We start from the raw sequence: 13,828 nt of genomic DNA on the forward strand, positions 1-13,828 counted from the left end.
GTCAGACTTGGCTCGCGTCGAACTTGAACTGGGTCGTCGAACTGACGCCTGCCCCAGCTCCTGTGCCAACAGTGCCGCGCAGACAGAGCACCTCGGCGGCGTTCGGTTGCACCGTCTGCCATGCTGCGATGCTCGCGCCGTTCATGTTGCCGGAATACAGCGACGTGCCCGTCGGCGTTCCGGTTGCGGCGCATGCTGCTTCGTTCGCGACCCGCCACACGTCCAGCGTCAGTGGAAGTGTGGTGTTCGATTGCGTGACGCCGGACAGCCGGTACTTCATCGGCACGTTGCCGGAGTTCTTGACCGTCAACGGGGTCTGCGAGAAGCCGCCCTCGACCAGCCCGGTCTTGCCGAAGTTGCTGAGGGTGTAGGCAGAACTCGTCGTGCCACCGGACCCGACGCCGATGTCCAGGGTGCCGGCGGTGATGGTTCCGCCAGAGAGGCTCTCGGTGTCACTCCACAGGGCGCCGGTCTGCTGGGTCGAGAAGAAGATCAGCCCAACGACCGGCACCGCTGCGAGTGCCCACCAACGGTGGTTCTTGGACAAGGCTCTACTGCTGCTGGAGCTTCAGCTGGACACCGTTCAGAGCTGCGGTTGCGCCCTGCGACGTGGTGCCGTCAGTTGCGCTGTCGAACGTGACCGTGGTCTCGACGGTCGCGGGACGCGGGCCCGCCTGCGAGGAGATGACGCCAGTGGTGGAGTCGACGCCCGACGCAGTCACGGTGGGCGTGCCCCAGGTCAGGCCGGTGAACGTGCCTGCGGTGCCCGGCACGAGCGTCAGCTTCGCGTTGAGGTTGTTACCTTCGGCGATGAACTGGGTGGTCGCCTTGTAGACGAGCGTGTCGCCGGGAACAACCTTGAAGGTCGTCAGGTCGATCTCGTTCCCGGCAGTCGCGGTTCCCTTGTACCAGGTGCCGCTCGTGGTGCCGTCGACGAACTGCAGCTTGCCTGCGGTGATGGTTCCGCCGGTGAGGTTCTCACTGTCGTTCCACGCGGCGAACGTGCCGGCACCACCGGCGAGGAGCAGAGCCGCTGCGCCGGCTGCGATGGCGCCCTTGGTCTTCTTGTTCATGCGGGTGTTCTCGTTTCTTCTAGCCCCGCCTTCGGGGTCGCGACAAGAGTGGTGCGTCGGCACGAGACACCTCGACCAGTCGAACCTTTGTTTCACGCGAGCATCTGGTCGGCGCTTGTCCGGCGCGGTAAAGCTGGTGGAAGCGTGTCGCAGCCCCCGTGCTGCGCCGAACAATTTGTAGCACTTTCGTGACCTGATTGAAGGTAAAACTGGTCAATCGTCCAATAGGAAATTCGTCCCGGATCGGTTCAGTCGCGGGGGTGCGCGCCACCGCGATCGAAAACGTGCACCTCAGTGCCCCTTGAACGCTTCCGCCAGCCACCATGCGCCGCCGTCGGAGCTCACCTTCGCGTCGATCAGCAGTGGCCGAATCCGCGGGCCCACCACCCAATCCCGGACGCCGTCGAGATCGCGCACAGACCGTACCGTGACGGCCTCCGCGCCGTAACCGCGGGCTATCGCGGCGAGGTCGGTGTCGGGAAACGTGACCGCCGAGTGGTCGGTGCCGGGGGCGTCGAAGTGGTGGACCTCCGCGCCGTACGCGCTGTCGTTGTAGACCACCAGCACCATCGGCAGTCCCAGTCGGACGACGGTCTCCAATTCGGAGATCCCCATGAGGAATCCGCCGTCGCCCAGCGCCGCGACCGGCAGTCGGTTCGGCTGGGCCAGCGCCGTCCCGATCGCGGTGGCCAGTCCCAGGCCGATCGACTGGAACGCCTGCGTGAAGCAGAAACCGAATTCGTCCGGCACCGACAGGTACGCGCTCGGGTAGCCCATGAAGTTGCCCGAGTCCACCGACACCGTCCGCTCCCGGGGCAGGATCGCGTCCAGTTCGCGCGACAGCACCCGCGGGTCGATGGTCTCGTCGGTCGACAGGTCGTGGAGGACGACGTCGTTCCAACGACCCTGCGCGGCAATACGAGTCCGCACGTCGTCGGTGCGATAGCCGACGCGCGTCGGCCCGACCGCCTCCAGCGCGGCCGCCGCGGTCTCGCGGCAGTCGCCCAGCACGCCCAGGTCGATCGGACGGTTCGCGCCCAGTGCCGCATCCTCGACGTCCACCTGCACGACGGTGGCGTCGGCGCCGATCAGCGAGCCGTGCCGCATCGTCCACATGTTCAGCGCGCAGCCCCAGCCGACGATCAGGTCGGCGTCGGCGATCAATTCCGCGGTGAGCGGGCACGAGAACCCGCCGGAGATGCCCAGCGAGAACGGATTTCCCTCGAACAAACCATTGGCCACCGCCGACGTCGCGACCAGTGCGCCGGTCCGCGCCGCCAGCGCGGCGAGCTGCGGCCCGGCGTCCCGGGCGCCGCGACCGGCGACGAACACCGGGCGCTGCGCGCGTTCCAGCAGCGCCACCAGCGAGGTCAGCGCGTTCGCGTCCGGGCGCACCCGCTGCGCCGGCGGCAGCAAGGGAACGGCCCACGACTCCGGGGCCGGCTGCTCCTGCACGTCCAGCGGCAGGCTCAGCACCACGGTGCGGCGCTCGCGGACCGCCGTGCGGTACGCGCGGACGGTGTCGGCCACCGCCGACGCCGCCGAATGCACCCGCTCGGCCACGGCACCGACGCTGCGCGCCAACGCGTCCTGGTCGATCCGGAAGTTCGAGCGCACCGCCGCGCCCGCGGTGTCGGCGGTCAGCACGATCAGCGGGGTGCGGCTCTTGGCGGCCTCCCCGATTCCCGTCGCCGCGTTGGTCAGCCCACACCCCTGGTGGGTGGTGACGACCGCCGGCAGGCGCGACATGCGGGAGTAGGCGTCGGCCATGGTGGCCGCCCCGCCCTCGTGCCGCGCCGCGACGAACGGCACCCCGGCCGCGATCAGCGCGCCCGTGACCGCGAAGTTGCCGCTGCCCACCACCCCGAACGCGTGCCCGACACCGAGGTCGGCGAGTGTGCGGCCGACCAGTTGCGCGACGGTGGCACTCATGCGTGCTCGACCAGGGCGAACACGCGGGCCGGGCTGCCGGTGCCGCCGACGATCGGCAGCGGCGACGCCACCAACATCGCACCGAGGGTCGGCAGCTTGTCGACGTTCCGCAGCTGCGTCAGGCCGTACTTGTCGTTGCCGAGCAGGTAGTAGTGGGCGGGGAACATCGGGTCGAAGCCGCCCGCGATGCCGGCGTCGATGCCGACCGTCTCCACGCCGAGGCCCGTGATGGGGCTCGACTCGGCCAGCCACTTGGCCGCCGCCACGGACACGCCGGGGGTGTGCGGGCCGTCGGCGTCGGCGTTCGCGAACCGCGCCGGATCGGAACCGCGCTCGGCCCACCCGGTGCGCAGGATCAGCCACGCGCCGTCGGGCAGCGGGCCGTTCTCCGCCTCCCACTGCTCGAGGTGCTCCACCTCGAGCACGAAGTCGGGGTTCTGCTCCACCTCGGCGGTGACGTCGACGACCGCGATCGGGCCGATCAGCCGCTCCGGCGGGATCTGGTCGACGCTGGCGCCGTCCCGCCCGGTGATCCAGTGCGTCGGCGCATCCAGATGGGTGCCGGTGTGCTCGCCGGTGTGCAGGTTGTTCCACGCCCACGCCGGACCGTCGTCGTCGAAGTTGCTGACGGTCTCCAGTCGCGCCGGGATGGTGTTCGCGAACGGCTCCGGCAGGTGCAGCACCGGCGTCTCCGCGCTCAGCGGCGCGGTGAGGTCGAGCACCTCGATGCTCTTGGAGCCGATCTTGGTGAGCAGGTCGGTCAGCGTCGTCACGGTGTGGTCCTCCTGTCGTAGGGATGGTCCAGCACCGGATCGCCGACCATTGCGACGAGTATCGGTCCCGGGCGAACCGACCGCCTGGTCGGGGCGCCTGCACGCCGGGAAACGAGGATGCCGGGCACCGGTTCCGACGGGTACACTCGGGCATTCACGCGTCCCGCACTCCACGTGGGGCGCGTTGTTTTGCATTATCCACGCGCGCGCTCAACGGAGAGCGCGGCAGGCAGATGAGCAGGTGAACGCGGTGCCTACCGGCAAGGTGAAGTGGTACGACGTCGAGAAGGGGTTCGGCTTCCTGTCGCAGGAAGAGGGGGAGGACGTGTACGTCCGCGCGGCCGCGCTGCCCGACGGTGTCGAAGGACTCAAGGCCGGCCAGCGCGTCGAGTTCGGCATGGCCGCCGGGCGCCGTGGACCGCAGGCGCTGAGCGTCAAGGTGCTCGACCCGGCGCCGTCGGTGCGCCAGGGCGGTGCCCGCCGCGATGCCGCCGTGCCGCGCAAGCACACCCCGGACGAGCTGCACGGCATGGTCGAGGACATGATCACGCTGCTCGAGGCGAAGATCCAGCCCGACCTGCGCAAGGGCAAGTACCCGGACCGCAAGACCGCCCAGCGGATCTCCGAGGTGGTGCGCGCCGTCGCGCGTGAGCTCGACAGCTGAGTCGCCGACCGCACGAACGAGAAAGGGAGCCCCCCGGTGTCACCGGGGGGCTCCCTTCGTTCGTGGTTGCCGCGCTGCTTACGACGCGGGCGCGACCACGCCGCCGCCCGGCAGCGGCATCGTCTGGATCGCCCAGATCGGGGCGAGTCCGCCCTTGGCGGGCAGCTGGATGATCGCGCTGATCAGCTGCTCACCCTCGTTGCCGGGGACCGTCACCGCGTACGCCTCACCGGGCTTGTAGTCGCGGTAGCCCTCGAAGATCTCGCCGGTCTTGGGGTTGCCGATCTGGACGTTCAGCCGCCAGTCCGAGTCGGCGACCTCCTTCGGCAGCGACAGCTGCAGCGGGTAGCCCTCGGGGACGTGGAGTTCGACGATCTCGAGCCCGGCGCACTGCAGCGACGGATCGCAGAAGCCGGGCTGGACCTCGGCCGACTCCTGGTGCGCGTACGCGGTGATGGTCGGCAGCTTCTCCTTCGACTCACCGACCAGGTAGGCGACGACCCCGGCGAGACCGGCCGCGACCACCACCACCGCCGCAGCGATCAGCGCAACAATCTTCTTCGTCCGGGCTTCCATCATCGATTCCGTTTCTCGCTCGGTGGATCAGTCGGCACGAGGGCTGTGGCCGACGGTGGTCTCGGGGTTGACGTGCTCCGGGCGCCTGCCGCCCAGGCCCGGGAGCAGGGTTGCTCCGCGGGACGTCAGGATCGTCTGAACCAAACCGATCGTAAGCACCACCGACACGACGGTGAAACCGATCCACAGTTCGGTGGGCAGCAGGACACCGAGCGCACCGCCGATGACCCAGCTCAGCTGGAGGACGGTCTCGGAGCGGCCGAAGCCGGACGCGATGGACTCCTCGGGCAGGTCCTGCTGCAGCGAGGCGTCCAGCGACACCTTCGCCAGCGCGCTCGCCCCGGACGCGACCAGCGCCGCGAGCGCCGCCGCCAGGAGATTGCCGGTGATGGCCACGAGGATCGCGACGACCGTCACCGCGATCGTGCAGCGCACCACCACCACCGCCGGGCGCCCCAGTTCGAGGCGGGCACCGGTGGCGTTGCCCGCGAAGTTGCCGATGCCGGCGGCGGCGCCGACGAGACCGAGCATCGCGGCCTGCATCAGGGCCTCGTGGTTGGTGTTCGCCTTCGCGACGAACGCGATGTACAGCGTCAGGAAGCCGGTCAGCACGCGGATGGTGCCGTTGCCCCACAGGCCCGTGACCACCACACGCCCGAGCGGTTGACGGCGCTTGGTCGCCTTGCCCTCACCCGCCGCGACGCGCCCCTTCCCGCCGACGTCGATCAGTTCGGTGGGGGAGTCGTCGCCGTGGAACGTCAGCGTCGCCGGGACCTCGCCCTCGGTGACCTCGACCCACGCCGGGATCCGCATGCTCAGGTAGGCGCCCAACGCGGTGATCACCGCGGCCAGCCACAGCGCACCCGTCGACCCGGTCACCAGTGCCAGCGCTCCGGCCAGCGCGCCGGCCCCGATGGTGCCGCCGATCAGGCCGAACACCGTCAGCCGGGAATTGACCCGCACCAGGTCGATCTCGGGTGGCAGCACGCGCGGCGTCACCGCACTCTTGAGCACCGAGAACGACTTACTGAGCACCATCATCCCGAGCGCACACGGATACAGCGCCCAGCTGTCGAAGTTGAAGACGAGCACCACCGCCAGCACCGTCCGCAGCGCGAACGACGAGGCCAGCGCGATCCGTCGGCCCCGCTGCAGTCGGTCGAGGGCCGGCCCGATCAGGGGTGCGATCACCGCGAACGGCGCGATCGTGATCAGCAGGTACAGCGCGACCTTGGTCTTGTCCTCGCCCGTGGCCGCCGAGAAGAACAGCGTGTTGGCCAGCGCGACGGCGATCGCGGCGTCGGTCGCGAAGTTCGCCATCACCGCGTACGTCAGCGCCGTCAGCCCGGACTTGTCGGCGCCGTCGGCGGTCGCGGCGCGGCGGAACGTCGCGATGCCCTTGTTCGTCAGTTCGCGACTGCGCATGGCCGCGACCCGCGTGACGGTCAGCTTGCGGGGCATCGGCGGCGGCTTCGGGGCGCCGCTGGTGGCGTCGGTCCCGCGGGCCGCGTCGCCCCCGCCGGTGTCCGGTTCCGGGATCGGCCGCGTCGGCGGCGCGATGCGCTCGGTGGGCGCCGCCCGCTCGGTGGGTGCGACCCGTTCGGTGGGCGCGGTCCGGTCCACCGGGTGCAGCGGCGGCAGCGGTGACCGGCGCGCAGCAGCGCGCTGGGACGGCGGGTAGTTGTCGTAACCGGGATGTCGCCGGGACGCGGGATCACGCGGTTGCTGCCCACGCCCGGAGGCGTCGTGGGGTTCGCGGGGTCCGGTCACTCCTCAATTCTGTCCTAGTCGTCGGACAATGCACGACACGGGCGGTCCGTTCCTGCTCGCCCGGACGTGTCGGATCCGTGCGGGACGCACTCAGGCGACGAAGCGCACCTCGAACATCCGCGGCCACAGCTTGCCGGTGACGAGGAACCGGTCGGTGCCGGGAATCTGCGCGATTCCGTTGAGGACGTCGATGTCGTCGCGCTCGTCGGCGGGCAGCGCGTCCTTCAGATTGCCGGCGTCGATGCGCCCCACCACGGCCCCCGTCGCGGGGTCGATCTTCACGATCAGGTCGGTGGTCCACACGTTGGCGTAGACGAAACCGTCGCTGCTGCATTCGAGTTCGTTGAGCCGGTCGAGCGGTCGGCCGTCGAGCGTGACGTCGACCGACCCGGTCGCGTCGAACGTGGCCGGATCCCGGAACGTCAGGGTGTCCGAGCCGTCGCTCATCACCAGGCGGTCGGCCTGGGTGCACAGCCCCCAGCCCTCGCCGTCGTACTCGACCTGCCGCTGCGGCGCGAGGGTGTCGCGGTCGCGGGCGAACGCGACGCCGTCCTTCCACGTGATCTGCCAGACGGTGTCGCCGACGACGGTGATGCCCTCCCCGAACATCGGCCGCGCCAGGTCGGCGTGCGCGACTTCGGTGCCGGTGTCGACCGACGTCGCCCGCACCCAGGACCGGCCGACCCGGCCGGTGCTCTCGTAGAGCGTGCCGTCGGAGATCTCCAGGCCCTGCGTGAACGCGCCCGGGTCGTGCGGCAGTTCCCGGACGATCTCCGGCTGCAGATGCTCGGCGATCACCGCACCTTCCGGCGGGGCGGTCGAGGTGCTCGAGGAGCAGCCGGCGAGCAGTGCGACGGCGAGAACGGACACTCCGATCGCGGTGGGTTGCGGGGTGCGACGCCGATTCACGGGACCAGCATGACAGCCCGCACGCGCACACACGGGACCGAGTGCGGCAAGATGGACAGCGTGAGTGTTGCGTCGTCTCCAGAGAGCGCCGTTGTGCGCCCGGTCCTCGCTCGAGCCGTCGACCGTGCCCGCGAGGCGCTCGTCGAACTCAATGAGGGCGGCGTGGGTAAGCACCTGGGTGTCACCGCGGAGGACGACTGCTCCGCCACCCACCGGTTCGCGGCCGACCTGCCGGGCTACCACGGCTGGCAGTGGGCCGTCGTCGTGGCCGCCGCCCCCGATTCCGATCACGTGACCATCAGCGAGCTCGCGCTGCTGCCCGGCCCGGACGCGCTCGTCGCGCCCGAGTGGTTGCCGTGGGACCAGCGGGTCCGGCCGGGTGACCTGTCGCCGGGCGATCTGTTGGCGCCCGCGCCGAACGACCCGCGGCTGGTGCCCGGGTACGTCGCGACCGGCGACCCCGAGATCGACGAGGTCGCCTACGAGGTGGGCCTGGGCCGCAAGCAGGTCATGAGCCGCGAGGGCCGGGTCGAGTGCGCCGAGCGCTGGCACGACGGCGACTACGGACCCGACTCGGATATGGCGAAGGCCGCGCCGTCCACGTGCGAGCTGTGCGGCTTCTACCTGCCGCTGGCCGGTTCGCTGCACGCCGCGTTCGGCGTGTGCGGCAACGAGATGGCGGCCGACGGGCACGTCGTGACCGCCACCTACGGCTGCGGTGCGCACTCCGACACGACGCTGCCGACCGGCGCCGGCACCCCGCGCTACGACGCCTACGACGACGCGGCGGTCGAGGTCGTCGAGATCACCCCGCCGCCCGCCGCCCCGGCCGAGGGCACCGACGCGCCGGCCGATGCACCGGAGGCGCAGACGGAGCCGGCGGCGCCCACCGATCCCGAACCCCCGCTGGATCCGGCATCGGACAGCTGACGGACCCCTTCGACACCGCCGCGCTGCGCGAGGGAACGCTCCTCGCCTGGCGCAGCTCTCCCACGCGTCTGCGGGAGGACGCCGCCGCCGAGGCGGACCTGGTCCGTGCCGGCTACCGCGACCGGCTGCTGACCGAGCTGGCCCAGAACGCGGCCGACGCCGCCGCGAAGGCCGGGGTGCCCGGGACGCTGCGGGTGCAACTGCACGGCGACGTGCTGCGCGTCGCGAACACCGGTGCCCCGCTCGACCGTGAGGGCGTGCACGCCCTGACCGCGCTGCGGGCGTCCGGCAAGACCGGAACATCCTCGGGGGTGGGGCAGTTCGGCGTCGGATTCACCTCCGTCCTGGCCGTGAGCGACGACGTCGAACTGCGCTCCACCAGCGGCTCGCTCCAGTTCTCGGCCGACCGGACGCGCGACGAACTCGCGTCGGCCGGGCTCGACGTGCCCACCGTCGGCACGCCGGTGCTGCGGTTGGTGTGGGCCACCGAGGAGCGTCCGCCCACCGGCTTCGACACCGAGGTGGTGCTGCGGCTGCGCCCGGACGTGCACGCCGCCGGCGCGGTCGCGCTCCTGACCCGGTTCGCGGCGGAGGCCGTCGACCTGCTGCTCGAGCTGCCGGCCCTCGAGACCATCGAGATCGACGGGACGGTGCTGCGCCGCACCGAACGCGACCTCGGGGACGGACTCGTCGAGATCACCGTCGGCCACACCACGTGGTGGCAGTACACGACCGGGTCCGCGCGCTGGCTGGTGCCGGTGTCGGACGGGCACGTGCAGCCGGTGACCGGTGACGTGCTGCGGGCGCCCACCCGCTCCGACGAGGAACTGTCCATCCCGGCCGTCGTGATCGCGAACGTCCCGATGCAGCCCGACCGGCGGCGCGTCCTGCCCGGTGCGCCGCTGACCGACGTTGCCCGGGGCTACGCGCGGTTCGTCGCTGCCGTGCCGCCCGACCAGCGTCTCGGGCTCGTGCCGCAGCCCGGCTTCGCCCGCAGCGAGGTCGACGCCGCGCTGCGGGAGGCGCTGCTGCACGAACTGCGCACGCAGCCGTGGGTGCCCGCAGCCGAATCCGACGGCGACGACCTGGTCCCGACCCGGGCCACCGTCGTCTCCGGGCTCACCCCGGAACTGGCCGACGCCCTCGCCGACGTCGTCCCCGACCTCGTCGACCCGCAGCTGTCCGGGCCGCGGTTCGCATCGGCGCTCGCGGCGGTGGACGTGCACCGGATCGGGCCGGCGCGTATCGCCGAACTGCTGGCCGGGCACGAGCGGGAACCATCGTGGTGGCACGCGCTCTACACCGCGCTCGAGCCGCTCGTCGTCGACGCGCTGGCCGCGGAAGAGCTTGCCGCCATTCCGGTTCCACTCGCCGACGGGCGGACGGTCACCGGCCCGCGGACCACCGTCGTCGGCACCGACCTGGGCCACGTGCTCGGCGACGCCGCGCCGGCGCTCGACTGGGTGCGGCTGGTGCACCCCGACGCCGCGCACCCGCTGCTGCACCGGCTGGGCGCCGAGCACGCGACCGCCGGCGACCTGCTGTCGGATCCGGCGCTGCGCGCGCGGATCGAGGACGTCGACTACGACGACCCCACCGCGGCAACCGAATTGGCGTCGGTCGTGCTCGCGCTCGTCGGCTCGTCCGCGACCGACGTGCGGCCCGCGTGGCTCGGCGAGCTGCCGCTGCCGGACGCCGACGGCGAACTGCTGCCGGCCGACGAGTTGCTGCTGCCGGGGGCACCGCTCGCCGACGTCCTGGTCGAGGACTCGCCGTTCGGCACCGTCGACGCGGGACTCGTCGAACGGGTGGGGGAGGACCCGCTGCGCGCGCTCGGCGTCGGCTGGGGCTTCGCGGTGCTGCGCGCCGAACTGCCCACCGGTCCCGAACACGACCTCGACGACGAGGACGCCTGGTGGGGCACCCTCGCCGACGATCCCGAGACGCTGATCGCCATCCGCGACCTGGACCTGGTCGATCCCGCCCGCTGGCCGCAGGCCCTGACGCTGCTGGCGGACGACCCGGACACCGCGGCCGCCCTGGCCGACCGCGACGGCTACACAGCGTGGTGGCTGCGCCGACACGCCGAGATCGACGGCCGCCGCCTGGGCCTGCTGCGGGCGCACGACGACGACACGTTCGCCGGCCTGCTCGACGTCCTCGACCACCCGGCCGCGCCGGCGCTGGCCGCGGCGATGGCGCCGACGTCCGTCGACGACACCGACCTGGCCGGGGTGCTGCTCGGCCGGCTCGCCGACCCGGAGCGCACCGTCACCCCCGACGTGGTCACCCGCACGCACCGGTTGCTGGCCGCGTCCGCCGCCCGCGGGGTGCTCGACCTCGACGAACTCGCACTGCCCGCGCGGGTCCGCAGCCTCGCCGGCACCGTCGCGGAACCGGACGTCGCGCTGGTCCTCGACTGCCCGCACCTCGGGGCCGTCGTCCCGCCCCAGCGGGTCGTGCTCGGCGCGTTCGACACCGCCGCCGCGCTCGCCGACCTGCTGGACCTGCCGCTCGCGTCCGCCGCGATCCACGCGGAGGTGCTCGGCGACGGCGACGTCAGCGCGTGGGACCGGGAACCCGGCGCGGTGCTCGCGTGCACGGCGCTCGGCCTGCCGCTGCCCACCGGTCCGGTCGTCGTGCACGACGACCTCGTCGTCCGACTGACCGGCGCGGTCGACGGCGACGTCGCGGTCCCGTGGTGGGTGGACGACACCGGCCGCACGCACATCCGTCGTCGCCGGATCGGGGGAGGCGCATGACGAGCGTGAACGTCGACCAGTCGGTGCTGCAGTGGATGCTCGACCGGCGCACCCCGTGGCTGACCGACATGTTCACGGTGATCACGCACAGCGGCGGCACCGTCGCGGTGTTCCTGATCGCCACCGCCGTCACGATCGCGCTGCTGTCCCGGCGCCGCACCGCGGAGGCGGTGATGATCGCCGGGTCGATGCTGTCCGGGTGGGCGGCGATGAGCCTGCTCAAACATTTGTTCGCGCGTGAACGTCCGCCGGTGCCGGACCGGCTGGTGGCTCTGGACTCGTACGCGTTCCCGTCCGGGCACGCCATGATGACCGCGATCCTCGCGTGCGTGCTGGGCGCCGTGGTGGTGCGGACCGTCGGCCCCGGCATCCGCCGGACCGCTCTGCTCGTGCTGCTCGCGTGCTACACCCTCGCGGTCGGGATCTCGCGGGTGTATCTCGCCGCGCACTGGCTCACCGACGTCCTCGCCGGATGGGCGTTCGGTGTGGCGTGGGCCGCACTGTGGATCTGGGCGATCACCCGCCGAACTGCGCGCACAACACGCACGAACAGCGTGTGAAATCCATCACCGGCCGGGTTCGGGGCGGGTGACCAGGGCGTCTCCCTCAGTCGAGTCCGCGCTGCGCGCCGCGCTTGCCTCGCCTGGCCGCGCTGCGCTGAACCAGGAACAAGCCGAATCCCAGGAGGCCCAGGGCGGATCCGGCGAAACAGATCGGCAGGGCGTCGCTCCAGCGGTCCCCCGAGAGGAGGACGACGACGGTCGCCACGACCCAGGCCGCGGTGCCCACCGCGAGCACCGGACGCGGGTCGGACAGGCGTTCCACGAGCGTCGGCGTGCTATGGATTTCGGTCACACGATTAAGTTACCCGCGCGTCGGTGGCCTAATCTGCCAGGTGCGAAACCCCCCTTCCCGGCGATTGGACCGAAATACGACATGGCGGTTACCGAAAAAGCCCCCGAGCCCACAAGGCAGTCGGCGCCCTCGCGGATGCTCGACACGTACTTCAAGATCGCTGAGCGGGGTTCGACCGTCAGCCGGGAGGTCCGCGGCGGTGTGGTCACGTTCGTGGCCATGGCGTACATCGTCGTCCTCAACCCGCTGATCCTCGGTAGCTTCTCGGCCGACGACGCGGCCGCCAAGACCGACGTGCTCGGCAACATCCTGCCGGTCAGCCAGGTCGCCGCCGTCACCGCGCTCGTCGCGGGCCTGATGAGCATCGCCTTCGGCATCATCGCGAACTATCCGTTCGGTATCGCCGCGGGCCTCGGTATCAACAGCCTGCTCGCGGTGTCGATCGCACCGCAGGTGACGTGGCCCGAGGCGATGGGTCTGGTCGTCATCGACGGCATCATCATCGTCGTGCTCGCCGCGACCGGCTTCCGCACCGCCGTGTTCAACGCCATCCCGCGGGAACTCAAGGCCGCGATCGCCGCCGGCATCGGCATGTTCATCGCGTTCATCGGTCTCGTCGACGCCGGTTTCGTCCGCCGCATCCCCGACGCCGCCGGCACCTCCGTCCCGGTCGGCCTCGGCATCAACGGTTCGATCGCCGCGTGGCCGACGGTCGTCTTCATCTTCGGCGTCCTGCTCATGGGCGTCCTGGTCGTGCGCAAGGTCCGCGGCGGTCTGCTGATCGGCATTGTCGTCACCACCGTGCTCGCCGCGATTCTCGAGGCCGTCTTCGACATCGGCGCCTCGAAGGGCGTCGACCCCAAGGGCTGGAACCTCAGCGTCCCCGCGATGCCCGACGTCGTCGCCCAGTTGCCCGACCTGAGCCTGGTCGGTGACGTCAGCATCTTCGGTGCGTTCACCCGCATCGGCGTCCTCGCCGCGAGCCTGCTCGTCTTCACGCTGGTGCTCGCCAACTTCTTCGACGCGATGGGCACCATGACCGGCCTCGGCAAGGAAGCCGGTCTCGCCGACAAGGACGGCAACCTGCCCGGCATCGGCAAGGCCCTCATCGTCGAGGGTGCCGGCGCCGTCGTCGGTGGTGGCGCGTCCGCGTCGTCCAACACGGTGTTCGTCGAGTCCGCGTCCGGCATCGCCGAGGGCGCCCGCACCGGCCTCGCCAACGTCGTCACCGGCGTGCTGTTCCTGGCCGCGATGTTCCTCACCCCGCTCTACTCGGTGGTCCCGATCGAGGCGGCTGCACCGGCCCTGGTCGTGGTGGGCGCGTTGATGATCGGCCAGCTGCGCGACATCGACTTCGGCAAGTTCTCGATCGCCCTGCCGGCGTTCCTGACGGTCGTCACGATGCCGTTCACGTACTCGATCGCCAACGGCATCGGCGTCGGCTTCATCTCCTACGTGGTCCTCGCCGCCGCGGGTGGCAACGCCAAGAAGGTGCATCCGCTGCTGTGGATCGTCGCGGCGCTGTTCGTCGCGTACTTCGCCGTCGGCCCGATCACTGACGCCGTTACGTGATTGACAGGGCGC

At 71.1% G+C, this 13,828-nt stretch carries 13 protein-coding genes; 5 read left to right on the top strand and 8 right to left on the bottom strand.

The window, feature by feature from the left end; all coding sequences use genetic code 11:
• Nucleotide 1: 1 nt before the first annotated feature.
• From EGT67_RS21680 to EGT67_RS21695, 4 genes are all read right to left on the bottom strand, one after another.
• Nucleotides 2–547: a hypothetical protein gene (locus tag EGT67_RS21680; protein ID WP_241566168.1), complete on the bottom strand. Its 546-nt coding sequence runs from the start codon at nucleotides 545–547 to the stop codon at nucleotides 2–4.
• A gap of 4 nt (nucleotides 548–551) precedes the next feature.
• Nucleotides 552–1,073 (bottom strand): alternate-type signal peptide domain-containing protein, encoded by a 522-nt coding sequence (locus tag EGT67_RS21685; protein ID WP_127918169.1) that lies wholly within the window; start codon nucleotides 1,071–1,073, stop codon nucleotides 552–554.
• Between the two features lie 291 nt (nucleotides 1,074–1,364).
• On the bottom strand, nucleotides 1,365–3,005 hold the full coding sequence (locus EGT67_RS21690; protein WP_127918170.1) for a thiamine pyrophosphate-binding protein: 1,641 nt from the start codon (nucleotides 3,003–3,005) through the stop codon (nucleotides 1,365–1,367).
• A complete protein-coding gene (locus EGT67_RS21695) occupies nucleotides 3,002–3,778 on the bottom strand; it encodes a cyclase family protein (protein WP_127918171.1) in 777 nt (258 codons plus the stop codon). Before EGT67_RS21695 ends, EGT67_RS21690 begins: the two co-directional genes overlap by 4 nt.
• Before the next feature lie 250 nt (nucleotides 3,779–4,028).
• On the opposite strand from EGT67_RS21695, the gene EGT67_RS21700 reads away from it, so the two are divergent.
• Nucleotides 4,029–4,442 carry a cold-shock protein gene (locus EGT67_RS21700; RefSeq protein ID WP_127918172.1) on the top strand — a complete coding sequence of 138 codons (414 nt, stop codon included), beginning with the start codon at nucleotides 4,029–4,031 and terminating at the stop codon, nucleotides 4,440–4,442.
• A gap of 78 nt (nucleotides 4,443–4,520) precedes the next feature.
• Here the strand turns inward: EGT67_RS21700 and EGT67_RS21705 are convergent, their stop codons facing one another.
• From EGT67_RS21705 to EGT67_RS21715, 3 genes are all read right to left on the bottom strand, one after another.
• A complete protein-coding gene (locus EGT67_RS21705) occupies nucleotides 4,521–5,018 on the bottom strand; it encodes a DUF2771 family protein (RefSeq protein WP_241566169.1) in 498 nt (165 codons plus the stop codon).
• Between the two features lie 27 nt (nucleotides 5,019–5,045).
• Complete coding sequence (locus EGT67_RS21710; protein ID WP_127918174.1) at nucleotides 5,046–6,788, bottom strand: MFS transporter; 1,743 nt, start codon at nucleotides 6,786–6,788, stop codon at nucleotides 5,046–5,048.
• 90 nt (nucleotides 6,789–6,878) lie between these two features.
• Nucleotides 6,879–7,697, bottom strand: a complete 819-nt coding sequence (locus EGT67_RS21715; protein ID WP_127918175.1) for a glutaminyl-peptide cyclotransferase — start codon at nucleotides 7,695–7,697, stop codon at nucleotides 6,879–6,881.
• Nucleotides 7,698–7,748: 51 nt separating this feature from the next.
• Here EGT67_RS21715 and EGT67_RS21720 point away from each other — a divergent pair, with 51 nt between their 5' ends.
• From EGT67_RS21720 to EGT67_RS21730, 3 genes are read left to right on the top strand one after another with little or no spacing between them, the layout of a single operon-like run.
• On the top strand, nucleotides 7,749–8,627 hold the full coding sequence (locus EGT67_RS21720; protein ID WP_241566176.1) for a DUF3027 domain-containing protein: 879 nt from the start codon (nucleotides 7,749–7,751) through the stop codon (nucleotides 8,625–8,627).
• The gene (locus tag EGT67_RS21725; RefSeq protein WP_127918217.1) at nucleotides 8,624–11,389 is read left to right on the top strand and encodes a sacsin N-terminal ATP-binding-like domain-containing protein; all 2,766 of its coding nucleotides are present in this window, start codon (nucleotides 8,624–8,626) and stop codon (nucleotides 11,387–11,389) included. The genes EGT67_RS21720 and EGT67_RS21725 overlap by 4 nt, the downstream gene beginning before the upstream one ends.
• A gap of 5 nt (nucleotides 11,390–11,394) precedes the next feature.
• Nucleotides 11,395–11,949 carry a phosphatase PAP2 family protein gene (locus EGT67_RS21730; RefSeq protein WP_206612462.1) on the top strand — a complete coding sequence of 185 codons (555 nt, stop codon included), beginning with the start codon at nucleotides 11,395–11,397 and terminating at the stop codon, nucleotides 11,947–11,949.
• A gap of 46 nt (nucleotides 11,950–11,995) precedes the next feature.
• Here the strand turns inward: EGT67_RS21730 and EGT67_RS21735 are convergent, their stop codons facing one another.
• The gene (locus tag EGT67_RS21735; protein WP_127918178.1) at nucleotides 11,996–12,244 is read right to left on the bottom strand and encodes a DUF2530 domain-containing protein; all 249 of its coding nucleotides are present in this window, start codon (nucleotides 12,242–12,244) and stop codon (nucleotides 11,996–11,998) included.
• Nucleotides 12,245–12,325: 81 nt separating this feature from the next.
• Between EGT67_RS21735 and EGT67_RS21740 the strand changes: the two genes are divergently transcribed.
• On the top strand, nucleotides 12,326–13,816 hold the full coding sequence (locus EGT67_RS21740) for an NCS2 family permease (RefSeq protein ID WP_127918179.1): 1,491 nt from the start codon (nucleotides 12,326–12,328) through the stop codon (nucleotides 13,814–13,816).
• The last annotated feature ends 12 nt before the right edge of the window (nucleotides 13,817–13,828 follow it).

The sequence above is a fragment of the Prescottella agglutinans genome (genome assembly GCF_004011865.1).
GTDB lineage: Bacteria > Actinomycetota > Actinomycetes > Mycobacteriales > Mycobacteriaceae > Prescottella > Prescottella agglutinans.